This window comes from Stenotrophomonas sp. YJH_SMC_101-4 (assembly GCF_059370395.1).
Map to the genome: position 1 here is coordinate 313,278 of NZ_JCAFTP010000003.1, position 21,835 is coordinate 335,112.

Here is a 21,835-nt window from a genome sequence, read left to right on the forward strand (position 1 = left end):
ATCGGTAGCGCCGGGCCAGTCCCGGCGCCTGCCCATCTGTAGAGCCGGGCCATGCTCGGCTGCTTTCCGTTCCGGTCTCGCCGTACCCAGGAGCCCCCATGTCCCCCGCCATCACCGCCCGCGGCTACCAGTCCGGCTTCGGCAACGAATTCGCCACCGAGGCCGTCGCCGGCGCGCTGCCGGTCGGGCAGAACTCGCCGCAGAAGGTGGCCCACGGCCTGTATGCCGAGCAGCTGACCGGCACCGCCTTCACCGCGCCGCGCGGCAGCAATCGCCGCAGCTGGCTGTACCGGATCCGCCCGGCGGTGACCCATGGCGAGTTCACTCCATTTGCGCAGTCGCAGCTGCAGTGTGATTTCGGCGCACAGCCGGCCTCGCCGAACCAGCTGCGCTGGAGCCCGCTGCCGCTGCCGGAGCTGCCGACCGACTTTGTCGAGGGCCTGTACACGATGGGTGGCAACGGCTCACCCGACGCGCATGCCGGTGTCGGCATCCATCTGTATGCGGCCAACCGCGACATGGTCGGCCGCTACTTCTACGACGCCGACGGTGAACTGCTGATCGTGCCGCAGCTGGGCGCGCTGCGCCTGCTGACCGAGCTGGGCGTGATCGAGATCGAGCCGCAGCAGATCGCGGTGATTCCGCGCGGCGTGCGTTTCCGCGTCGAACTGCCCGATGGCCCGAGCCGCGGCTACATCTGCGAGAACTACGGTGCGTTGCTGAAGCTGCCCGACCTCGGCCCGATCGGTTCCAACGGCCTGGCCAACCCGCGGGACTTCGAAACCCCGCACGCGGCGTTCGAGGATATTGATGGTGATTTCGAACTGATCGCCAAGTTCGAAGGCCGACTGTGGCGTGCGCCGATCGACCATTCGCCACTGGACGTGGTGGCTTGGCACGGCAACTACGCGCCGTACCGCTACGACCTGCGTCGCTTCAACACCATCGGATCGATCAGCTACGACCACCCGGACCCGTCGATCTTCCTGGTGCTGCATTCGCCCAGCGACACGCCGGGAACCAGCAACATGGACTTCGCGATCTTCCCGCCGCGTTGGCTGGTGGCGCAGAACACGTTCCGCCCGCCGTGGTTCCACCGCAACATCGCCAGCGAGTTCATGGGCCTGGTGCATGGCGCCTACGATGCCAAGGCCGAAGGCTTCGTGCCCGGCGGTGCCTCGCTGCACAACTGCATGAGCGGCCACGGTCCGGATGCACCGACCTTCGACAAGGCCTCCAACGCCGATCTGTCCAAGGCCGATGTGATCAAGGACACGATGGCCTTCATGTTCGAGACCCGCGCAGTGATCCGCCCGACTGCACAGGCGCTGGCCGCCGGCCACCGCCAGGGCGATTACCAGCAGTGCTGGAACGGCCTGCGTAACAACTTCCGGTCGTCCCGCTAGCGTGGTGGATGCCGACCTTGGTCGGCACAGATCGTGATCGCATCCACGCATGGCGCGGATCTACCAACCGCTGCCTTGGTGGGTGCCGACCGTTGGTCGGCACGGATCTTGATCGCGTCCATGCATGGCGTAGATCTACCGGTTGCCGTTCCTGGTAGGTGCCGCTCTTGGTCGGCACGGATCCTGATCGCATCCACGCATGGCGTGGATCTAGCGAAAGGCGGTCGTGATGCTCTCCGCCGGAACTTGCGCTTACGCCACTTCGGCGAACGCCTCGCAATGCTCCAGCGGCAACGCCTCCAGCAGGCGCTGCCGCACGCGTTGGCAATAGCCCTCCGAGGTCAGCCCGGGCAGCATCTGCATCGCTGACTGCAGCCGCTGCAGCACCTCTTCTTCCGCACGCGCCTGCTGCAGGTCACGGAACAGTGCTGCCGCCTGCGGGTGGCGCTGCATCTCCAATATGCCCAGCACGTAGATGCGCGCGGCCACCAGCGAGCGGCGACGTTCGATCGCGGGTGTAGCAGGCGCCGCTGCCGGTGCTGTGGGCACCGACGCTACCGCGGCTGCGGTCGACGGTGCCGGGGTCGTGGCGCCCGTGCCGGTGCTCAGGTACCCCGCCTGTACCAGCTGGATGACCATCGCCGGTGCTTCCTGGCCGAGCAGACCGGTCAGGTCGGCAACGGTGCGCTGGCCGTCGCACAGGATCAGCAGCCGGCGCTGGCGCATGTCCAGCGGCGCGCGGTGGGCCTGCAGCGCGGTTCGGGCGAGATCGGTCTTGCGCGGTTGCATGGAAGGGACGGCCAGGTCGGTGCTCGCCGAGCCTGAACGAAGGCGATGAAACCGCGATGACAATGCAGCGCCTGCACACCGGATGGGCTAGCGTGCAGCCATCTTCGTGCCAGGGAACCGCACCGATGAAGCACCTCCCGATTGCTGGTCTGTTGCTCCTTTCGCTCGCCGCCTGCAGTGGCGGCCCCGACAAGCAGGGGGCGGCCGGCAGCGGCAGCGACACTCCGGCGGAAACCGCCTCGGCGACCGGCCCCGCCCAGTCGACGGATCCTGATCTGGCGGCTCGCCCGGCGAACGACCTCCGCAAGGACAGTCCAGCCCGCCTGGACGGCTTCGCTGGTGCGAAGCTGGGGGCCGGCATCGCCGCCGTGCGCGCCGGCTTCGGCACGCCGCTGCAGGGGCTGGGCACCGATGCCGCCGGCAAGCCGCTGCCGGCTGACGATGGCAACGATGGCTGTTACTTCCTGCGCCCGCAGGATGCCGAGGACCCGCGCCTGATGATCGAAGGCCGCAAGCTGGTGCGCTACGACGTGCGCAGCGCCGCCATCACCGCACCAGGCGGCGGCAAGGTCGGCATGACCCTGGGTGAGCTGCAGGTGCTGTATCCGGAGCGGGCCGATGTCGGCCCTGACAAGTACGACGAGAAGGCCCAGCACCTGCGCGTTCGCCCGGCGCAGGAGGGCGGGGCGGTGATCGACTTCGCGCTCGGTGCCGATGGCCGGGTGGGTGCCTGGCGCGTCGGGCAGACCCCGCAGGTCGATTATGCGGAAGGGTGTGGCTGATCCTTGATCCACGGCCCAGCCGCGCGTGCGGGCCAAGCGTAGAATCGCGCCACCACTGCTGGGGGGAGTGCTCGATGATCGCCATTGCCATTGCCTGGTTCCTGCTCGGCCTGCTGCTGCTGGCGCTGGGCGGGGACTCCATCGTCAAGGCCGTGTCCGGCCTGGCCCAACGTTTCGGGGCCAGCCCGTTCACCGCCGGGCTGCTGCTGCTCGGGGTAACCACCTCGTTGCCGGAACTGGCGGTCAATGCGCGCGCGCTGGCGGTGGGCCAACCGGAGCTGGCCCTGGGCAACGCGGTGGGCAGCAGCATCGTCAACCTGGGCCTGACCCTCGCCGTGGCGGCCATGGCTGCGCCCCTGCTGCTGCGCGCACGCCTGCAGACGGTGCTGTGGTGGTCGCTGCTGGCGGCGGGTGTGCTGCTGATCCTGTTCGGGCTTGATGGCGGCCTCGCACGTTGGGAGGGCGGCATACTGCTGGCCGGCTTCATCGTGGTGCAGGTGCTGCTGCTGCGCCGTGGCCGTAGCGAGAGCGCCGAGGTGCAGGCGGCCATCGCCGAATCCGCACTGAGCCGCACCAGCCTGCCGTTGAACGTGCTGCGGGTGCTGATCGCCGTGCTGGCCCTGTACTGGGGCGCGCGCCTGGTGGTGGGCGCCGCCGCGGACTTCGGCGTAGCCCTGGGCTGGACGCCCCTGCTGGTCGGCCTGCTGCCGGTGGCAATCGGCACCGCACTGCCGGAGGTGGCCACCGCCATCGCCGCCGCGCGTCGCGGGCATGGCGACATGGTGCTGGGCCACGTGCTGGGTTCCAGCGTGGTCAACCTGCTGCTGGTGATTGGTGCGATGGCAGTGCTGCAGCCGCTGGCGTTGCCGGCCTCGTTCGTGCGCCTGGAGCTGCCGGCGCTGCTGGCGTTCGCGCTGGTGCTGTACCCGATGCTGCGTGGCGATCTGAAGATCAGCCGTGGCGAAGGCGTGATCCTGCTGGTCGCGTTCGTCGGCTGGCTCGTGCTGGAGCTGCTGCTGGTGGGCGCACCGGCGTTGTAGATCCACGCCATGCGTGGATGCGGTTGATTTCGTGCCGACCAACGGTCGGCACCCACCACCGATCACCCGGTGGGTGCCAACCTTGGTTGGCACTCGCGCAAACAATGCGCCGACCAAGGTCGGCCGCTACCGGATTTACCGGCTCTGCGTGGTCTCTTCTTCCCGCACCGGTTCCGGCGGAGGCAGCTGCTCTTCAGCGGCCGGCTCGTTGCCGGGCAGGCTGGGGCGGGTTTCCATCAGCAGCGACAGCGCGGCCTTGGCCATCATGTGTGCGCTGATCGGTGCGGTGATGAACAGGAACACGGTGATCAGCAGCTCGCGCGGCTGCGGGTCCTGGCCGAGGAAGATGTGGTAGCAGACCGAGCACACCAGCACGCAGCCCACGCCCAGCGTGCTGGCCTTGGTCGGTGCGTGCAGGCGCTTGAAGAAGGTGGACAGCTTCACCAGGCCCAGTGCGCCGACCAGGATGAAGAAGCAGCCGAACAGCAGCAGGATCGACAGGCCGATCTGGATCGCGGTGATCATTCGACGATGTCCCGGCGCAGCACGAACTTGCTCAGCACCACGGTGCTGCCGAAGCCGAGCATGGCGATGATCAGCGCGGCCTCGAAGTAGATCGGCGAGTTGAGGTACATGCCGAACAGCATCAGCTCGGCGATCGCGGTCACCGACAGCGTGTCCAGCGCGAGGATGCGGTCGGGCACGGTCGGCCCGCGCAGCAGGCGCCAGGTGGCCAGCAGCATCGCCAGGCCGACCACGTGCATGCACACCACCAGCGTGGTCTGGATGACTTCAAAACCGGTCATGGGAAGATCTCCATCAACGGCGCCTCGTAACGGCGCTTGATCGTATCGATCAGGTCCTGCGGGTCCTCCAGGTGCAGCACGTGCACCAGCAGGTACTTGCGGTCGTCACTGAGCGCGGCCGAGACCGTGCCCGGGGTCAGGGTGATCATGCTGGTCAGCGCGGCGATGCCGTGGATGTTGGCGATGTCCAGCGGCAACCAGATGAAACCGGGGTGGATGTTCTTCTCCGGGCCGAGCACCTGGATGGCGACGCGGATGTTGGACATCAGGATGTCCCACAGGGTCACGCACAGCAGTTTCGGCAACGGGCGCAGGGTGCCGATGCGCGCGAACTCGCGGTCCAGGCGCGCGGCGAACAGCGGCACCACCACGCCCAGCACCAGCCCCAGCACGATCTGGCTGAGGGTGAAGCTGTCGGACATCAGCAGCCAGAATGCCACCACCATGATGCTGAGCATCGGCGAGGGAATGACGCGGCGGAACAGGGAGCGCTGGGCGGTCATGGCTGGCGGATCTCCGGCGTGGTCGCGCGCAGCTGCTGCACGTACTCGCTGGGGTGCAGCAGCTGTGCGGCGGTGGCGTCGGTGTAGCGCATCAGTGGGGCGGCGGCCAGGGTCATGCCGATGCCGTAACCCAGCAGCAGGCAGGCGGCGTAGAGCTCGACCCGGCGCAGGCGTGCCTTGCGCGGCTTCGGTGCCTCGGGATCGACCGGTGGCACGCGCCAGAACAGGCGGATGCCGCCGCGGGTCAGGCCCATGATCACCAGCAGGCTGCTGACCAGCACCGCGGTCCAGACGGGGGCGGTGTACTGTGCCGGCATGCCAGCCAGCAGCGCGGCCTTGGCCAGGAAGCCGGACAGCGGCGGCAGGCCGGCCACCGACACTGCGCCGATCAGGAACAGCACCGCTGGGGTTTCCTTGCCCGGCATCGGTGCCACCACTTCCTTGCGGTCGCTGGCGCCACCACGTCGGCGACGGATCAGGTCGGCAATCAGGAACAGCGCAGCGGCCACGAAGCTGCTGTGCGGCAGGTAGTACAGGCCGGCCGAGAGCACCTGCGGCGTGCCTACCGAGAAGGCGATGAACAGCGTGGCTGCCGACACGATCACCAGGTAGGAGATCAGCACGCGCAGGCGGGTTGCGGCCAGCGCACCCAGGCCACCGAGCACCAGCGTTGCCACGCCGGCCCACAGCAGCCAGTCGCGGCCATAGCCGGTCATCGCGCCGGCATCGTCGCCGAACCACAGCATCTGGATGCGCAGCACCGAGTACAGGCCGACCTTGGTCATGATCGCGAACAGCGCAGCCACAGCGGCCGGCGCGCGCGAATAGGCTTCCGGCAGCCACAGGTACAGCGGCATCAGTGCGGCCTTGGCGCAGAACACCAGCAGCAACAGGCCCATCGTCGCCTTCACCAGGGTCAGCTGCGCCGCTGGCACCTCGGCGATGCGCTGCGACAGCTCGGCCATGTTCAGCGAGCCCAGCGAGGCGTACAGCAGGCCCAGCGCGATCAGGAACAGGGTCGAGGCGGTGACGTTGAACACCACGTAGTGCAGGCCGATGCGCATGCGCAGGCCGCGGCCACCGCTGAGCAGCAGGCCGTAGGAGGCGATCAGCATCACCTCAAAGAACACGAACAGGTTGAAGATGTCGCCGGTCAGGAACGCACCGTTGAGGCCCACCAGCTGGAACTGGAAAAGTGCATGGAAGTGCGGTGCGCGGCGGTCCCAGCCCGAGCAGGCATGCAGCAGGCAGGGAATGGCCAGCAGCAGGGTGGTCAGCAGCATCCACGCCGACAGCCGGTCGGCCACCAGCGCGATGCCCAGCCGCGATGGCCAGTCTCCCAGCAGGTAGACGTTGATGTCACCGCTGGCCGTGCTGGCAAACAGCAGGCCCACCGCCAGGGCCTGCGCCGACAGCGCGGTCCAGGCCACCGCGCGCTGCACCCTCGGGCCGTAGCGACGGTGTTCGACGAACAGCGACAGCGCAGCGCCCAGCAGGGGAATCAGGATCGGCAGGATCACCAGGTGGTTCATGCGCGGTCCTCGCCCTGACGCGGCGGCACGCGCTCATCCTGCAGGTCGTCGTCGGGCTCGTGGGCGTCCACGTGGTCGCTGTGGTTGTCGCTGCGGCTGCGCATGGCCAGCACGATGCTCACCGCAGTCATCGCGAAGGCGATCACGATCGCGGTCAGCACCAGTGCCTGCGGTAACGGGTCGGTGTAGTTGCCGAGATGGCTGTCCACACCTTCCTGCAGCACCGGCGCCTTGCCCAGCACCACGCGGCCACCGGCAAAGATCAGCAGGTTGGTGGCGTAGGACAGGAAGGTCATGCCGAGGATCACATCGAAGCTGCGCGCACGCAGCAGCAGGTAGATGCCGATGGCGGTCAGCACGCCGATCGCGGTAGCCAGGGCCAGTTCCATCAGTGCATCTCCCCGGTGCGGGCCGAACGGCGTTGCAGGTCGATCTCACCCTTGCGGGCAGTGCGGGTACGCGACGGCTTGATCGTGCCCATCATCGACAGCATCAGCATGGCGCCGCCGAACACCACCAGGTAGACGCCGATGTCGAAACCGATCGCGCTTGCCAGCGGCACGTCGCCGATCAGCGGCAGGTGCAGGTCCAGGTGCCCGCTTGTCAGGAACGGTACGCCGAACAGCATCGAGGCACTGCCGCTGAGCAGGGCGATCAGCAGGCCCATGCCGATACAGCGGATGTAGTCGAAGCCGAAGCGCGATTCCACCGACGCGGTGCCCTGGATCACGTACTGGATCAGCAGCGGTACCGCCAGCACCAGGCCGGCGATGAAGCCACCGCCCGGCGCGTTGTGGCCGCGCAGGAACAGGAAGATCGAGACGGTCAGGGTGAGCGGGAACATGATCTGCGCCAGGTCGGCCGGCACCGGCAGCTTGATCGGCGGGCCGGGCATGATCTGCTCCGGTGCCATCCGCGTACGCCGCAGCAGCGCGTGCACCACCAGCGCAGCGATGCCGAACACGGTGATCTCGCCAAAGGTATCGAAGCCGCGGAAGTCGACCAGGATCACGTTGACCACGTTCTGGCCATATGCCTCGGGCAGGGCACGGGCGAGCAGTTCGCCAGCCATGGTGTTGGGCGGCAGGGTCATCGCGGAGTACGCCAGCGCGCCAAGCCCGGCACCGGCGATGATCGCGATCACCGCATCGCGGCGCTTGCGCCAGCGCGGCCGCTCCGGCCCGGACTGCGCGGGCAGGTAGTTCATGCCCAGCAGCATCAGCACCAGGGTCACCATCTCCACCAGCAGCTGGGTCAGGGCCAGATCGGGTGCGGACAGGAACACGAAGGTCAGTGCCACCATCAGGCCGACACCGCCCACCAGCAGCACCGCGAGCAGGCGCTGCTTGTAGACGCGCAGGGTGGCAACGGCGCAGGCCATCATCACCAGCCACAGCACCCAGCCCAGCAGCGGGATCGGCTGCGGCGCGGTCCAGTTCGGCGAGGCCGGGTTGGCCACGAACGGCGCGGCGGCGACCACGATCGCCACCAGCACCAGGCCCAGCAGCATGCGCTGCAGGCTGCCATTGGCGATGCCATTGGTCAGGCGCATGGCCAGCGCGGAAAGGGCATCCAGCTGCGCATGGAACACGTTGCGGCCGGTGGTGCGGGTTTCCACGCCGTGCAGGTTGATCAGCTTGCGCAGGCCGAAGTACAGCGCCACGCCACCGACTACGCCGATCGCGCTCATCGCCAGCGGCAGGTTGAAGCCGTGCCAGACCGCCAGGCTGTACTCGGGCATGGCGTTGCCGAGGATCGACGCCGCAGCGGCATGCAGCACCGGCGCCACGGTCAGTGCCGGGGCGATGCCTACCGCCACGCAGATGACCACCAGCAGTTCCACCGGCACCTTCATCCAGCGCGGCGGTTCATGCGGCACGCGGTCCAGGTCGTGCGGGCCAGGGCCGAAGAAAGTGTCGTGCACGAAGCGCAGGCTGTAGGCCACGCCCAGTACGCCGGCCAGCAGCGCGGCGACCGACACCGCCGTGCGCATCGCACCCGGGCCGCCACCGGCGGTCAGCGCTTCGGCGAACAGCATTTCCTTGGACAGGAAGCCGTTGAGCAGCGGGATGCCGGCCATCGCCAGCGAGGCGATGATTGCCAGCGCGCTGGTGAACGGCATCAGCTTACGCAGGCCGCCGAGCTTGCGCATGTCACGGGTGCCGGTTTCGTGGTCGATGATGCCGGCGGCCATGAACAGCGAGGCCTTGAAGGTGGCGTGGTTGAGGATGTGGAACACGCCGGCCACCACCGCCATCGGCGTGGACAGGCCGAACAGCAGGGTGATCAGGCCCAGGTGCGAGATCGTTGAATAGGCCAGCAGGCCCTTCAGGTCGTGCTGGAAGATCGCGTTCCAGGCACCGATCAGCAGGGTCAGCGCGCCGATGCCGCTGACCGTATAGAAGAACAGGTCGCTGCCGGCCAGCGCCGGGTGCAGGCGCGCCAGCAGGAACACACCGGCCTTCACCATGGTGGCCGAGTGCAGGTAGGCCGAGACCGGGGTGGGCGCCGCCATCGCGTGCGGCAGCCAGAAGTGGAACGGGAACTGCGCGCTCTTGGTGAAGATGCCGGCCAGCACCAGGAACAGCGCGTACGGGTACAGCGCGCTGGCGCGGATCTGCTCGCCGGCGGCCAGTACCACGTCCAGGTCGAAGCTGCCGACGATACGGCCGATCAGCAGCACGCCACCGAGCAGGGCCAGGCCGCCGCCGCCGGTGATCACCAGCGCCATGCGCGCGCCTTCGCGGGCGTCCTGGCGGTGCGACCAGAAGCCGATCAGCAGGAACGAGCTGATGCTGGTCATTTCCCAGAAGATCATCAGCAACAGCAGGTTGCCCGACAGCACCATGCCCAGCATGGCGCCCATGAACAGCAGCAGGTAACAGTAGAAGCGGTGCGCGTTGTCCTGCTGGCTCAGGTAGTAGCGCGCATACAGCACCACCAGCGCGCCGATGCCCAGCACCAGCCCGGCGAACATCCAGGCCAGCCCATCCAGGCGCAGGGTGAAGTCCAGGCCGATCTGTGGCAGCCAAGGGACCATCGTCCGCACCACCTGGCCGTCGAGTACGGACGGGGTCAGCCAGCCGAGGATGGCCAGTCCGCCCAACGGCGCCAGCGCCGCCAGCCAGGCAGCAGTCGAGCGCGAACTACGGGGGAAGGCCGCAACAGCCGCTGCCATCAGGAACGGCAGGGCCAGCAGCAGGGGCAGGCTGGGGAGCATGCAGGGAATCCATGATTCACGAGCAGGTCAGGGAGGATAACAGGCTGCGAAATGTCGCCGAAACCCATCGAACAGCGATCAATTGCATGTAACGTTCGCTGATTCATTTTTTCTGCGGTGCAGCATCGCGTTCCTGCATCTCTTCCCCGCTAGCCCTGGGAGGACACCCTACGCCCACGCAGGGAGACCGCAGGCCCTGTCGCACAGGGGCTGCCGTCGACGGGCGGGAAGTGGGGAGCGAGTCACCGGGGCAGGCTGGCAGGGCCGTCGTGGAGTGCGGGTGACGGAATCTGCCCGTTCAGGAAACGACGGTCGCCGTCGGCCGGCCGCAGTTCAATAGCGCCAGTCGAGCTTGCGGTAGAACTTGGCCATCACCCAGGCCGGGCCGATCAGCAGGTAGGTCAGGTCGGTCAGGAAGCTGGGCTTGCGGCCCTCGAACTTGTGGCCGATGAACTGCGCGATCCAGGCCACCACGAACACGCCCACCGCCAGCCAGCGCAGGGCCTGCAGGCCGATTTCGGCCTCCAGCAGGCGGCACAGGCAGCCGAACACGAAGAACTGGATGAGCATGCCGATGCCCAGCGGGCGCGACAGCTTGTTGTAGAAACACCACGCGCTGAACATCGCGAACGCCGACCAGATGCCGTACTGGAACCAGGTGATCAGCGGCGGCAGGCACCACAGCAGGGCCACCACCGACCACAGGATCGCCGGTACCGCCATCACGTGGATGCGCTGGTTGATCACATTGCGGTGGTCGTCGGAGTAGCTGGCGAAATAGCGGTCGATCGGCCGCGCAAGCTCGGTGGATGTCTGCATGCGGCCAGCATACTCCCGCCAGGGCCGACAGTAGAGCCAGGCCATGTCTGGCTGCGGATTCGCCGAGGTTGCCGGCCAGCGGCCGGCACTACCACCAAAATGAAACGCCCCCGGCGGGCCGGGGGCGCAGGCGGATCAGTCGACGCTGATCCCGGCCAGGCGCTGCAGCGCCTCGGCGTACTTGGCGCGGGTGCGCTCGATGATCTCGGCCGGGATGCTCGGGCCCGGGGCGGTCTTGCCCCAGTCCAGCGTCTCCAGGTAATCGCGCACGAACTGCTTGTCGTAGCTCGGCGGGCTGGTGCCCACTTCGTACTCGTCGGCCGGCCAGTAACGCGAGGAATCCGGCGTCAGCATCTCGTCCATGATGTACAGGCGGCCATCGGCGTCGGTACCGAACTCGAACTTGGTATCGGCCAGGATGATGCCACGCTCGCGGGCGTAGTCGGCGGCGAACTTGTAGATACGCAGGGTGGCATCGCGCACGCGCTCGGCCAGGTCCGCACCGACCTGCTTCACCATCGCATCGAAATCGATGTTCTCGTCATGGTCGCCGACGGCGGCCTTGGTCGAGGGGGTAAAGATCGGCTCGGGCAGCTGCTCGGCCTGGCGCAGGCCGTCGGGCAGGTCGATGCCGCTGACCTTGCCGGTGCGCTGGTAGTCCTTCCAGCCGCTGCCGATCAGGTAGCCGCGGGCGATCGCTTCCACCGGCACCGGCTTCAGCTTGCGGGTGACCACCGCGCGCTTTGCATACAGGGCCGGGTCCACGCCCTCGGGCAGCACGCTGGCCACGTCGATGCCGGTCAGGTGGTTGGGCATCAGGTGCGCGGTCTTGGCAAACCAGAAGTTGGACACCTGGCAGAGCATCTCGCCCTTGCCCGGAATCGGGTCGGGCAGGACCACGTCGAACGCCGACAGGCGATCGGTGGCCACCATCAGCAGGTAGTCGCCCGGTGGGGTCCCTGCGGGCAGCCGCTCGCGCGGGATATCGAACACATCACGCACCTTGCCGCGATGGCGCAAGGGCAGGCCGGGGAGATCGGATTGCAACAGCGTGGTTGGCACGGGCACTCCTGGGGCGTTGTCGATACGGCTGCCCAACGGACCCGGCGGGCCCGCTGACCAGCGGGCGGCCTAGTGTAAAGCCGTCCGGGCCCGCTGTGACGTAAAATGAGCGTCCATTTCGTCGGTCGACCCCGGAGCGCCATGCGCTGGTACGGAAAACTGCTCGGATTCATCGCCGGCGCCCTGCTGTTCCGGCCCAATCCGCTGTTTGGCGCGGTGGTCGGCCTGTTGATCGGCCATGCCTTCGACTCGGACTGGTTCCGCCTGAACAAGGAGAACCCGTACCGGGAGCTGGGGCTGACCTCCGAGGCCACCGATGCCGAGGTAGAGCGCGCCTATCGCAAGCTGATCTCGCAGTACCACCCCGACAAGCTGGGCGGTGCCGCCCCCGAGCTGCAGCAGCAGGCCGAGCAGAAGTCGCGGCGGATCAACGCCGCCTACGACCGCATCAAGACCCTGCGCAAGCGCTGACCCGACAGTCCCGCCTGCGGGCGGGAGAATCCTTTCCCCGTTCCGAAGGCCCCGGCCATGTCCAACTGCCTCATCGCCCCGTCCATTCTCTCCGCCAACTTCGCCCGCCTCGGCGAGGAAGTCGACAACGTCCTCGCCGCCGGTGCGGACTGGGTCCACTTCGACGTGATGGACAACCACTACGTGCCGAACCTGACCATCGGCCCGATGGTCTGCCAGGCCTTGCGCAAGCACGGCGTCACCGCGCCGATCGACGTGCACCTGATGGTTGAGCCGGTGGACCGCATCATCCCGGACTTCGCCGAAGCCGGTGCCACCTACATCAGCTTCCACCCGGAGGCCAGTCGCCACGTGCACCGCACCATCCAGCTGATCCGCTCGCTGGGCTGCAAGCCGGGCATTGTGCTCAATCCGGCCACCCCGGTGGACATCCTCGACTGGGTGCTGGATGACCTGGACCTGGTGCTGCTGATGTCGGTCAACCCGGGTTTCGGTGGCCAGGCCTTCATCCCCTCGGCGCTGGACAAGCTGCGCGTGGTGCGCAAGATGATCGACGCCAGCGGCAAGGACATCCGCCTGGAGATCGACGGTGGCGTGAAGGCCGACAACATCGGTGAGATCGCCGCCGCTGGCGCTGACACCTTCGTCGCCGGCTCGGCCATCTTCAACGCCAAGACCAGCTACCAGGACGTGATCGCGCAGATGCGCGCGAACGTTGCTGCGGCAAGGGGCTGAGCCATGGGTACGGTGGCCGTGTTGAACATCCGTCCGGCCACCGTGGCCGATGCCGGCCTGATCCTGCACTTCATCCGTGAGCTGGCCATCTACGAGAAGGCCGAGCATTCGGTGCAGACCGATGAGATCGGCATCGCCGAGAGCCTGTTCGGCGCCGACGCGACCGCACGCGCGTTGATCTGCGAAGCCGACGGTGAGGCCATCGGCTATGCGGTGTATTTCTACAACTACTCCACCTGGCTGGGCCGCAAGGGCATCTACCTGGAAGACCTGTACGTCAGCCAGGAAAAGCGCGGCGTCGGCGCAGGCAAGGCGCTGCTGAAATACATCGCCCGGCAGGCCGTGGCCGAAGGCTGCGGCCGCTTCGAATGGTCGGTGCTGGACTGGAATACCCCGGCCATCGAGTTCTACACCGCCGCCGGCGCCAAGCCGCAGGACGAGTGGACGGTGTACCGGCTGGAAGGCGCTGCGCTGAAGGCATTTGCCGGGTAGCCGCCAAGTGGATGCGCTGACCCTGCCGCAACGCATCACCCTGCTTCGCCAGCAGCTGCCCGCGTCCATCCGTATCTGCAGGCAGGCACTGATGGAATCGGGCGGGGATCTTGCCGTGGCGTATGCCTGGATCGTGCGCCGGCTGATTGCCGAGTACAGGCAGCGCACGGGCGCCCCGGTGGATGAGGCCGCCGCCGACCTGCAGCGGTGCGGCTATGATGTCGAGCGCGCGCTGGTGCTGTGGCAGCGCCGCTATCCAGCACCGCTGCTGCCTCCCCTGGAGCGGATCGCGCAGGGGCATCCGCTGGCAGCAGAGCTCCCAGCACAGGACGACCTGCGCCGGTTCGTGCATGTCCTGCCGGATGCCTACGGTGCCTTCGAGGCGCGTCTTGTCACCCACGCCGCACGCTTCACCGAAACCGCCTATGGCTTCGACTATGACCTGGCCATGCAGGATCCGCTGACGCGGGTCGAGCGCCGGTTTGCCGATGGCATGGCGGCACTCGCCATCCTCCTGCAGCAGCACGGAATCGAGCCCGCAGAGCTGCGCGACGTGGATGATTTTGACAGCTGCCTGCTGCACAGCCCGATCGACGCCTATCTCTGAGCCGTCGCGGCAAGGCAAAAAAAAAGACCACGCCAAACCCCGGCGTGGCCTCGCTGCATGCGTGGGAGGCTGATCCTGCCTCCATCCGTCGTCCCTGCTATGGCCTTCCATTCTCCGGTTGCTGAATGACATCTGCGTGACATTCACCGCGGACAAACAGCGCATTGCTAGCCTGTGCGCCCCCGTCCTGGAAGCACCACATGGCCGCACCGCGCTGGCGCCTGATCCTCAATGGCAAATCCGCTGGCAACGATGAGTTGCGCGACGCCGTCGGCCACTGGCGCGGGCAGGGTGTGCAGCTGGAAGTGCGGGTGACCTGGGAGGAGGGTGATGCCGAGCGCTACGTGGCCGAGGCGATCGAACATGGTGTGGACGTGATCGTGGCCGCCGGTGGCGATGGCACGCTCAGCGCGGTGGCCGAGACCCTGGCCCACCGTGAGGAACCGGCGGATGCGCTGCCATCACTGGCGCTGATTCCGATGGGGACCGCCAACGACTTCGCCACGGCTGCCGGCATTCCCACCGAGCCGAAGGAGGCCTTCGGATTGATCGGGCAGGCAACGCCGCATGCGATTGATCTCCTGCGCGTGGACGCCGATGGCACCCACTGGTGGTGCGCCAACCTTGCCAGCGGTGGTTTCGGCACACAGGTGACGGTGGAGACCGATGCCGGCTTGAAGAAGATGCTGGGCGGGCTGGCCTACGTGATCACCGGCATCGCCAAGCTGGGTCGCATCGAGCCGATCACCGCACGGTTGACCGGCCCGGATTTCACGTGGGAAGGCGACTTCATCGCGCTCGGCATCGGCAATGGCCGCCAGGCCGGCGGAGGCCAGCAATTGTGCCCGCAGGCACTGATCGATGATGGGCAGCTGGACGTGACGGTGCTTCCGGAGCTGGAGGGGGAAGTCACCGCCACGCTCGGCCAGATGCTGAAGTCCGGCACCCAGGCCGCACTGGAACAGCTGGCAACGCGCGCGCGGCTGCCTTGGCTGCAGGTGGAGTCCGAGCGCCCGCTGACGCTCAACCTGGACGGTGAACCGGTACAGGCGCGCCTGTTCCGCATCGCGTGCGTGCCGGGCAGGGTGCGGATGCACCTGCCCGTGGGCTGTGCACTGTTGTCCGAGCCGCGCTGAGCCGGACCGGAAGTCCTACAACGGCGGTATGTCCTGCTCCTTCGCCGGGAACCCGAATGCTTCGCGCTTCTCGCGGATGTACTGCGGCAGCGGCGGCCGGGCAATGCCGTGATCGATCAGCCACTGCTGGCACTTCTTCTGCCAGGGCAGCAGGTCCGGTGTGGTGATTTCCCAGTAGATGGCTTCGACCATGGCCATCCGATCGGGCGCGCCCGGTTGCGCCGATGACGGCGATGCAATCGTGGGGTCCGCACCATGTTCAAGCAGCCAGTAGGCCTGCTCGAAGCCGCCACGGCCGGTGTACCAGCTGAGAACGGTATCGGCCTGGCCGATGTTGGATTCGTTGACGCGTGCGCCTCGCTCCACCAGCAGCTGGATGTTCTTCCACAGGTTGCCGGAAATGAAGGCCTGGAACAGCAGCGTTTCGGTATTGGAGGTGCGCGTGTCCGGGTCGCCGCCATGATCCAGCAGCAGGGCCAGGTAGCGCGGATCGTCCATCTTCGCGGCATAGACCATGGCGTTGTTGTGGCGGAACGTCTCGCCGTCCAGCGTTTCAATACGCCGTGCATTCGGGTCGGCGCCGTTTTCGAGCATCGCGCGCAGGCCTTCCAGGTTCTGCGCGCGCAACGGCCACGCGATGAGCGGAATGCCATCCTGCTTCGAGAACTCCTTGTCGGGGTTCACGCCCTCGGTCTTGATCAGGCGCGTAATCGTCGCCGCATCACCCTGTTCGGCGGCGATGGCCAGCTCCAGGGCCTTGCCCTCGAAATAGCGCTCCGCGCCATGTGAAGATGTGCGCGCGCAGGCGCTCAGCAGCATCAGCAGCATCAGTGCCAGGCAGGAAAATGGCGTAAAGGAACTGTGAGGGTGACGGTGCATGTGATTCCTTGACATGGACGCGTTCGGGGGATGATAGCGTTGACCGTGGTCATTCCAGCAGGTCCTGGATGACCGCGTCTTCACTGATGAGCAATGGAGTCTGCCATGAGCGGTCACGATCCCGAGCAGCAGGAACGCCTGCTGCAGGCCCGCGCCAGGAGCGTCCAGGCGCAGCAGCACCTGGTCGAGCAGCTGCAGGGCGGTGGACACGCCACCGAAGCGGCGCGCTTGCGCGAGACCTATCACGCCCGCGAGCTGGGTTCGCTTGCTGATGATGTGTATGCCTCGGCAAAGGGCAAAGGAGAACCGCCGGTCGGGTGGACGCGAGCCAGTGCCGTGACCGACCCGGACACGCTCAAAGCGGCGGGCATCAGCCTGGGTGCAGCCGACCTGAAGAAGCTGATGCGGCCGAACGACTCGGGTTTCCGCGCAGAGATCTACATTCCGGACAAAAGGGTGTTCGGTGATGATGCCAAGCCGGTGCTGGTGTTCAAGGGATCAACGGGCGAAATCATCGATCCCCGGGCGAAAGGCGGGCGGCGTGAGTCCGGAGGCGAGGATTTCCTCAACAACGGACGCCAGGGCGTGGGCATGCAGAGCGACTACTACGATCGGGCCATGGCACTGGCGAGTCGCTTGAAGACCTCCGGTACCCACTTTGAACTCGCCGGTCATTCGCTTGGCGGCGGCATGGCCTCTGCCGCTTCGGCGGTGACCGGTGTACGTGCGACCACCTTCAATTCGGCGGGCCTGCATCCGGCCACCGCCGATCGCTACGCGAAATCCCACGGATTGCCGGTGTTCAACACGCGCGACACGGTGCACACCTACCAGACCTCGGGTGAAGTGCTCAACGATGTGCAGAACGGATTGAAGCGGCTCAACGAGCATCACCGGCAGGGCTTTGGCCTGCTGGCCAGCGAGACCAGCCAGCTGCTGCGCCAGCCCGGCGTGCAGCAGATGGTTACCCGCAAGCTGCAGGAGATGATGCCGGCCGGTGCGCAGACGGCCACCGCCCAGCTGGTTGACCAGCTGGCGTCGAAATCCGGGGCGGAGGCATTGCGCAATGTTCCGGTGGCCGCGGGCAGGATGGAACTGTTGCTGGATGCCAAGACCGAAGTGAATGGAAAGGTGGTGGACCGCCGCCATCGAGAAGCGCCAAGCCAGCTTGCCGAATACGGTGGCCCGTTGGCCGAGGTGCTGATCGCAGGTGCGCGTGGCATGCGTGCCGGACGGGTTGCCGGTGAACATGTCGAGCAGGTCGGCGCGCTGGCGGGCCGGGGCATGAGCCTGTCCGGCGTGGCCGTCGAGCGTGCGTCGACCCTGCAGGGAAATGCGATCGGCACCGTGGTCGACTACGGTGGAAAGAGCATGCGGGTCGGCATCGAAGGCGGTGCGACGGTCATTGCCAAGGGACGCGAGCTGCAGGGTCTGGTCGAATCGGTCAGCCACCGCGTGCAGGCCAAGGGCAGTTACGGCTGGAACATCGGGGCCAGCGTGCTGGGTGCGCTCGGTGCCGACGACATGGCCAGGCAGATGCGCGAGCACGGTGACGCGGCCCGCAATCAACACGAAACCAAGGCCCGTGAAGCCACCCGTGAAGCAGCGGCGGATGCCGGCCGCATCCGCGCCGGCGGCCATCATCTGGGCGGCCAGCTGCAGCAGGGCGTGCATGGCGTGGCCAATGGGCTGCGCAATGGCTATGCCGTGTACGGCGCGACTTTCCACATGGGCATGAACTGGAGCAGCCATCAGATCACCGGGCTGACCTCGCAGGCGCCGGCCGTGCTGGCCGGCACCGTCGGGCTGGGTGCGATGGCCAACAAGGGCATTGCCACGCACCTGCCCACGCCGGCACTGCCGCAGAACCTGGTCAACCTTGCCAAGACGTCGTGGGTGATCGGGCGCGGCAGTGCGACCATGGGGGAGTCGGTGGACCGGCATGGCATGAGCGAGACGATGAACCCCAGTCTCGACGCGGCAATCGCGAGCCAGGAGGCGGCCGCGCGCAAGCTGCTTGGACGGCCGCATGCGCAGCTGCAGGAGGGGGCCGCGAAGATGCCAGCGCTGAACGATCCGGGGCACATCGACTTCCATCTGTTCAAGGGCGCGCAGACCGGCGTGCACGGCCTCGATGTGGCACATGGCCGCATCCCGAACCTGCAGAGCGACCAGCTGGCCGGGGCGTTGGCTGCGCAGGCCAAGCGCGATGGGCTGCAGGCCATTTCCCATGTGCTGCTCAGTGACGACCGCACGCGGGCATTCGCGGTCGACACCCCGGATCTGCAGGCGGCCCACCGCCGACATGCGCACGTGGACGTGGCGGCCGGCATGGCCCAGCCGCTGGCCGTGAGCACGGCGCAGGTTGACGCCCTGAACACCGGTCGCGAACAGGCGACGGCGGCTGGACTGGCCCAGCAACAGGGGCTGGAGGCCCAGGAGAACGCCCGGCGGATGGGCTAATGGCCGAATGAACCGCGCCGCGGCGGCGGGGTTCCCCTCCCGCCCCGGCTGCGATACAGTCAAGGGGTGTCCAGCCTGACGACCCCGCATACCCTTTCTTCCGCACGCCGTTGGTGGCGATGGTGGCCCGTTGCCGTCGTCCGCCCCCATAACGCTGTGTCCCGGAAGGAAAGTCGTCTTGAACTCGCACGCTCAGTTTCAGCAGCAGGCCGCTGAAGGCCACACCCATATTCCCGTCGTCCGTGAAGTGCTGTCCGACCTGGACACGCCGCTTTCGGTCTATCTGAAGCTCGCCGACGGCCCCAATACCTACCTGTTTGAATCCGTCGAAGGCGGCGAGCGCTTTGGTCGTTACTCGATCATCGGCCTGCCGGCGCGCCGCGTGTACGCCTTCCACGGCCATACGCTGACCGTGCGCGAAGACGGCCAGATGGTGGAAACCCGCAAGGTGGCCGACCCGTTCGCCGAGGTCGAGGCGCTGCGCAGTGCTCACTCGGTGCCCAAGCTGGACGGCCTGCCGGGCTTCACCGGTGGCCTGGTCGGCTGGTTCGGTTTCGAATGCATCGGCTACATCGAACCGCGCCTGGCGCCGCCGGCCGGCCGTGATGAACTGGGCACCCCGGACATCCTGCTGCTGGATTCCAATGAGCTGGCGGTGTTCGACAATCTCAAGGGCCGGCTGTACCTGATCGTGCATGCCGACCCCCGGGTCGAGGGCGCCTTCGAGCAGGCCCAGGCCCGCCTGGATGCCCTGACCGCCAAGCTGCGCGCACCGGGCGCCGGTTATCCCGCCCCGCTCAACAGTGATGTGCTGGACGAGTCCGATTTCGTCTCCGGTTTTACCCGCGAAGGCTTCGTCGATGCGGTCCAGCGCAGCAAGGAATACATCCGCGCCGGTGACATCTTCCAGGTGGTGCTCAGCCAGCGCCTGAGCGTGCCGTTCAAGGCGCGCCCGGTGGATGTGTACCGCGCGCTGCGTGCACTGAACCCGTCGCCGTACATGTACTTCCTGGATGTCGGCGACCTGCAGGTGGTCGGCTCGTCGCCGGAAATCCTGGTGCGTCTGCAGGATGGCGAAGTCACCGTGCGCCCGATCGCCGGTACCCGTCCGCGCGGTGCCACCGTCGAGCAGGATCTGGCGCTGGAAGCCGAACTGCTGGCCGATCCGAAGGAACGCGCCGAGCACCTGATGCTGATCGACCTCGGCCGCAACGATGCCGGTCGCGTGTCCAAGGCCGGCACCGTGGAAGTGGGCGAGCAGTTCGTGATCGAACGCTACAGCCACGTCATGCACATCGTCAGCGAAGTGACCGGGCAGCTGCAGCCGGGGCTGAGCTATGCCGATGTGCTGCGCGCCACCTTCCCGGCCGGCACGGTCAGCGGCGCGCCGAAGATCCGCGCGCTGGAGGTGATCCGCGAGCTGGAACCGATCAAGCGCAATGTCTATGCCGGCAGCATCGGCTACATCGGCTGGCACGGCGATGCCGATACCGCGATCGCGATCCGCACCGCGGTGATCAAGGATGGCCGCCTGTACGTGCAGGCCGGCGCCGGCATCGTCTACGACTCGGACCCGGACAAGGAATGGGACGAGACGATGAACAAGGGCCGCGCGCTGTTCCGCGCCGTCGCCCAGGCCGCCAAGGGCCTGTGAGCCTTTCCGTGCCGTGGCCTGCGCCGCGGCACCTCCTGCTGTTCCCATTCAAGACAAGGAGTACCGCATGAAGCTGCTGAGCGCATTGCTGTGGTCGTCATTGCTGGCCACGATGGCCCCGTCTGCGTGGGCGCAGGCCAATACCATTCCTTCGCAGCCGCACCTGCTGGTGAAGGGCGAGGCGCGCCGCGTGGTGATGCCGGACCGGTTCGGCCTGCAGTTGAACATCGAAGAGACCGACATGGATGCCGACGCCGCGCGCCACCGCGTGCAGGACAACGTCGCGCGCGTGCTGGCGCTGTTCAAGCAGCACAAGGCGGTGGAGGGCAGCGTGCGCGCGGACAACCTGCGTATCGGTCCGGCGACGCGCTATGAGCAGAACCGGCAGGTCTTCATCGGCACCCGCGTGTCGCGCCAGCTGCGTGCCAGCTTCGCCAGCGTGAAGGCGATGCAGGACGTGCTGGGTGCGCTGAAGGCCAACGAGAACGTGCAGGTCAGCAGCGTGGCCCCGACCTACTCGGGCGAAGTGGCGCTGCGACGCGAACTCAAGGGCGAAGCAGCGGCCAAGACCCGCGAGTCCGCGCAGGGCCTGGCCAAGGCCTATGGAACGAAAGTGCGTGGCCTGTACAGCATCTCCGACGTGGCGCCGGACTTCGCCTACGGCATCCAGGCCGGGCAATGGCCGCAGCCGGGCGAGGATGGTGAGTATCTGGACAGGATCTCGGTGACCGGCAGCTATGCACCGGCCTCGGCACCTGCGCCCGGTGCACCGGAGTCCATTGAAGCCGGCCCCATCACCTACACCGAAAACGTATACGCCATTTTCCTGATAAGCGACGGAACCTGACCATGTTGTGGATGATCGACAACTACGACAGCTTCACCTACAACCTCGTGCAGTACCTGCAGACGCTGGGCGCCGAAGTGAAGGTGGTGCGCAACGATGCGATGAGCGTGGACGAGATCGCCGCGCAGAAGCCCGAGCGCATCGTTATCTCGCCTGGCCCGTGCACGCCCAACGAAGCGGGCGTGTCGCTGGAATTGATCCAGCGCCTGGGCCCGACCACGCCGATCCTCGGCGTGTGCCTGGGCCACCAGGGCATCGGCCAGGTCTACGGTGGCACGGTCATCCGCGCGGGCAACATCATGCACGGCAAGACCTCGCCCATCCGCCATGAAGGCAAGGGCGTGTTCGCCGGTCTGCCGGATCGTTACCAGGCCACCCGCTACCACTCGCTGGTGGTGGACAAGCACAGCCTGCCCGATGTGCTGGAAGTGACCGCCTGGACCGAGAACGACGACGGCTCGATCGAAGAGATCATGGGCCTGCGCCACCGCCAGTTCCCGGTGGAAGGCGTGCAGTTCCACCCCGAATCCATCCTCACCGAACATGGCCACGCCCTGCTGCGCAATTTCCTGCAGCGCCCGGTGGCCTGATC

22 protein-coding genes are annotated in these 21,835 nt (G+C 67.0%); 12 read left to right on the plus strand and 10 right to left on the minus strand.

The genetic code is table 11. The features are described from left to right. Positions 1-98 precede the first annotated feature (98 nt). Entirely contained in the window at positions 99-1,406 is a 1,308-nt protein-coding gene (hmgA, locus tag AC5P8D_RS12265) for a homogentisate 1,2-dioxygenase (RefSeq protein WP_100446901.1), read from the plus strand. Positions 1,407-1,658: 252 nt separating this feature from the next. Here hmgA and AC5P8D_RS12270 read toward each other — a convergent pair whose 3' ends face one another. Next, entirely contained in the window at positions 1,659-2,195 is a 537-nt protein-coding gene (locus AC5P8D_RS12270) for a hypothetical protein (protein ID WP_329763882.1), read from the minus strand. Between the two features lie 125 nt (positions 2,196-2,320). Between AC5P8D_RS12270 and AC5P8D_RS12275 the strand changes: the two genes are divergently transcribed. Further along, positions 2,321-2,977, plus strand: coding sequence for a hypothetical protein (locus AC5P8D_RS12275; protein ID WP_095378390.1), 657 nt, complete (start codon positions 2,321-2,323; stop codon positions 2,975-2,977). A 74-nt stretch (positions 2,978-3,051) separates the two neighbouring features. Next, complete coding sequence (locus AC5P8D_RS12280) at positions 3,052-4,017, plus strand: sodium:calcium antiporter (RefSeq protein ID WP_049480629.1); 966 nt, start codon at positions 3,052-3,054, stop codon at positions 4,015-4,017. Positions 4,018-4,152: 135 nt separating this feature from the next. Here the strand turns inward: AC5P8D_RS12280 and AC5P8D_RS12285 are convergent, their stop codons facing one another. The 8 genes from AC5P8D_RS12285 to AC5P8D_RS12320 form a co-directional block, all read right to left on the minus strand. Beyond that, positions 4,153-4,542 carry a Na+/H+ antiporter subunit G gene (locus tag AC5P8D_RS12285; protein ID WP_126929389.1) on the minus strand — a complete coding sequence of 130 codons (390 nt, stop codon included), beginning with the start codon at positions 4,540-4,542 and terminating at the stop codon, positions 4,153-4,155. After that, positions 4,539-4,823 (minus strand): K+/H+ antiporter subunit F, encoded by a 285-nt coding sequence (locus AC5P8D_RS12290; protein ID WP_005411334.1) that lies wholly within the window; start codon positions 4,821-4,823, stop codon positions 4,539-4,541. The genes AC5P8D_RS12285 and AC5P8D_RS12290 overlap by 4 nt, the downstream gene beginning before the upstream one ends. Beyond that, on the minus strand, positions 4,820-5,326 hold the full coding sequence (locus tag AC5P8D_RS12295; RefSeq protein ID WP_495203368.1) for a Na+/H+ antiporter subunit E: 507 nt from the start codon (positions 5,324-5,326) through the stop codon (positions 4,820-4,822). The genes AC5P8D_RS12290 and AC5P8D_RS12295 overlap by 4 nt, the downstream gene beginning before the upstream one ends. Next, positions 5,323-6,858, minus strand: a complete 1,536-nt coding sequence (locus AC5P8D_RS12300; protein ID WP_262102359.1) for a monovalent cation/H+ antiporter subunit D — start codon at positions 6,856-6,858, stop codon at positions 5,323-5,325. Before AC5P8D_RS12300 ends, AC5P8D_RS12295 begins: the two co-directional genes overlap by 4 nt. Then, positions 6,855-7,247, minus strand: coding sequence for a Na+/H+ antiporter subunit C (locus tag AC5P8D_RS12305; RefSeq protein WP_005419863.1), 393 nt, complete (start codon positions 7,245-7,247; stop codon positions 6,855-6,857). The genes AC5P8D_RS12300 and AC5P8D_RS12305 overlap by 4 nt, the downstream gene beginning before the upstream one ends. Beyond that, entirely contained in the window at positions 7,247-10,078 is a 2,832-nt protein-coding gene (locus AC5P8D_RS12310; protein WP_159360656.1) for a monovalent cation/H+ antiporter subunit A, read from the minus strand. The genes AC5P8D_RS12305 and AC5P8D_RS12310 overlap by 1 nt, the downstream gene beginning before the upstream one ends. A gap of 333 nt (positions 10,079-10,411) precedes the next feature. Next, a complete protein-coding gene (locus AC5P8D_RS12315) occupies positions 10,412-10,897 on the minus strand; it encodes an Mpo1 family 2-hydroxy fatty acid dioxygenase (protein ID WP_495203369.1) in 486 nt (161 codons plus the stop codon). A gap of 135 nt (positions 10,898-11,032) precedes the next feature. Beyond that, positions 11,033-11,959 (minus strand): phosphoribosylaminoimidazolesuccinocarboxamide synthase, encoded by a 927-nt coding sequence (locus tag AC5P8D_RS12320; protein ID WP_008266180.1) that lies wholly within the window; start codon positions 11,957-11,959, stop codon positions 11,033-11,035. 141 nt (positions 11,960-12,100) lie between these two features. Here AC5P8D_RS12320 and AC5P8D_RS12325 point away from each other — a divergent pair, with 141 nt between their 5' ends. From AC5P8D_RS12325 to yegS, 5 genes are all read left to right on the plus strand, one after another. After that, positions 12,101-12,430 (plus strand): J domain-containing protein, encoded by a 330-nt coding sequence (locus AC5P8D_RS12325; protein ID WP_005411327.1) that lies wholly within the window; start codon positions 12,101-12,103, stop codon positions 12,428-12,430. 57 nt (positions 12,431-12,487) lie between these two features. Continuing rightward, the gene (rpe, locus tag AC5P8D_RS12330) at positions 12,488-13,165 is read left to right on the plus strand and encodes a ribulose-phosphate 3-epimerase (RefSeq protein ID WP_010482664.1); all 678 of its coding nucleotides are present in this window, start codon (positions 12,488-12,490) and stop codon (positions 13,163-13,165) included. Positions 13,166-13,177: 12 nt separating this feature from the next. Beyond that, positions 13,178-13,657: a GNAT family N-acetyltransferase gene (locus tag AC5P8D_RS12335; protein ID WP_049411837.1), complete on the plus strand. Its 480-nt coding sequence runs from the start codon at positions 13,178-13,180 to the stop codon at positions 13,655-13,657. 7 nt (positions 13,658-13,664) lie between these two features. Beyond that, complete coding sequence (locus AC5P8D_RS12340) at positions 13,665-14,264, plus strand: hypothetical protein (protein WP_331601368.1); 600 nt, start codon at positions 13,665-13,667, stop codon at positions 14,262-14,264. A gap of 200 nt (positions 14,265-14,464) precedes the next feature. Continuing rightward, positions 14,465-15,400 (plus strand): lipid kinase YegS, encoded by a 936-nt coding sequence (gene yegS / locus AC5P8D_RS12345; protein ID WP_495203370.1) that lies wholly within the window; start codon positions 14,465-14,467, stop codon positions 15,398-15,400. Between the two features lie 15 nt (positions 15,401-15,415). Here yegS and AC5P8D_RS12350 read toward each other — a convergent pair whose 3' ends face one another. After that, on the minus strand, positions 15,416-16,279 hold the full coding sequence (locus AC5P8D_RS12350) for an ankyrin repeat domain-containing protein (protein WP_329763887.1): 864 nt from the start codon (positions 16,277-16,279) through the stop codon (positions 15,416-15,418). Positions 16,280-16,384: 105 nt separating this feature from the next. Here AC5P8D_RS12350 and AC5P8D_RS12355 point away from each other — a divergent pair, with 105 nt between their 5' ends. The 4 genes from AC5P8D_RS12355 (at position 16,385) to AC5P8D_RS12370 (ending at position 21,833) form a co-directional block, all read left to right on the plus strand. After that, the gene (locus AC5P8D_RS12355; protein WP_057503648.1) at positions 16,385-18,742 is read left to right on the plus strand and encodes a Tle-like phospholipase domain-containing protein; all 2,358 of its coding nucleotides are present in this window, start codon (positions 16,385-16,387) and stop codon (positions 18,740-18,742) included. 178 nt (positions 18,743-18,920) lie between these two features. Next, on the plus strand, positions 18,921-20,396 hold the full coding sequence (trpE, locus tag AC5P8D_RS12360; RefSeq protein ID WP_100446893.1) for an anthranilate synthase component I: 1,476 nt from the start codon (positions 18,921-18,923) through the stop codon (positions 20,394-20,396). 67 nt (positions 20,397-20,463) lie between these two features. Further along, positions 20,464-21,243 (plus strand): SIMPL domain-containing protein, encoded by a 780-nt coding sequence (locus tag AC5P8D_RS12365; protein ID WP_010482656.1) that lies wholly within the window; start codon positions 20,464-20,466, stop codon positions 21,241-21,243. A 2-nt stretch (positions 21,244-21,245) separates the two neighbouring features. After that, positions 21,246-21,833: an anthranilate synthase component II gene (locus tag AC5P8D_RS12370; protein ID WP_313299646.1), complete on the plus strand. Its 588-nt coding sequence runs from the start codon at positions 21,246-21,248 to the stop codon at positions 21,831-21,833. The last annotated feature ends 2 nt before the right edge of the window (positions 21,834-21,835 follow it).

Bases quoted from the DNA above. Each gene is read 5' to 3' on its own strand.
- AC5P8D_RS12365 (WP_010482656.1), top strand. From the start codon at position 20,464: ATGAAGCTGCTGAGCGCATTGCTGTGGTCGTCATTGCTGGCCACGATG.
- AC5P8D_RS12275 (WP_095378390.1), top strand. From the start codon at position 2,321: ATGAAGCACCTCCCGATTGCTGGTCTGTTGCTCCTTTCGCTCGCCGCC.
- AC5P8D_RS12285 (WP_126929389.1), bottom strand. From the start codon at position 4,542: ATGATCACCGCGATCCAGATCGGCCTGTCGATCCTGCTGCTGTTCGGC.
- rpe (WP_010482664.1), top strand. From the start codon at position 12,488: ATGTCCAACTGCCTCATCGCCCCGTCCATTCTCTCCGCCAACTTCGCC.
- AC5P8D_RS12305 (WP_005419863.1), bottom strand. From the start codon at position 7,247: ATGGAACTGGCCCTGGCTACCGCGATCGGCGTGCTGACCGCCATCGGC.
- AC5P8D_RS12355 (WP_057503648.1), top strand. From the start codon at position 16,385: ATGAGCGGTCACGATCCCGAGCAGCAGGAACGCCTGCTGCAGGCCCGC.
- AC5P8D_RS12290 (WP_005411334.1), bottom strand. From the start codon at position 4,823: ATGACCGGTTTTGAAGTCATCCAGACCACGCTGGTGGTGTGCATGCAC.
- AC5P8D_RS12270 (WP_329763882.1), bottom strand. From the start codon at position 2,195: ATGCAACCGCGCAAGACCGATCTCGCCCGAACCGCGCTGCAGGCCCAC.
- AC5P8D_RS12325 (WP_005411327.1), top strand. From the start codon at position 12,101: ATGCGCTGGTACGGAAAACTGCTCGGATTCATCGCCGGCGCCCTGCTG.
- AC5P8D_RS12280 (WP_049480629.1), top strand. From the start codon at position 3,052: ATGATCGCCATTGCCATTGCCTGGTTCCTGCTCGGCCTGCTGCTGCTG.
- AC5P8D_RS12350 (WP_329763887.1), bottom strand. From the start codon at position 16,279: ATGCACCGTCACCCTCACAGTTCCTTTACGCCATTTTCCTGCCTGGCA.
- hmgA (WP_100446901.1), top strand. From the start codon at position 99: ATGTCCCCCGCCATCACCGCCCGCGGCTACCAGTCCGGCTTCGGCAAC.
- AC5P8D_RS12370 (WP_313299646.1), top strand. From the start codon at position 21,246: ATGTTGTGGATGATCGACAACTACGACAGCTTCACCTACAACCTCGTG.
- AC5P8D_RS12295 (WP_495203368.1), bottom strand. From the start codon at position 5,326: ATGACCGCCCAGCGCTCCCTGTTCCGCCGCGTCATTCCCTCGCCGATG.
- AC5P8D_RS12315 (WP_495203369.1), bottom strand. From the start codon at position 10,897: ATGCAGACATCCACCGAGCTTGCGCGGCCGATCGACCGCTATTTCGCC.
- AC5P8D_RS12310 (WP_159360656.1), bottom strand. From the start codon at position 10,078: ATGCTCCCCAGCCTGCCCCTGCTGCTGGCCCTGCCGTTCCTGATGGCA.
- yegS (WP_495203370.1), top strand. From the start codon at position 14,465: ATGGCCGCACCGCGCTGGCGCCTGATCCTCAATGGCAAATCCGCTGGC.
- AC5P8D_RS12300 (WP_262102359.1), bottom strand. From the start codon at position 6,858: ATGAACCACCTGGTGATCCTGCCGATCCTGATTCCCCTGCTGGGCGCT.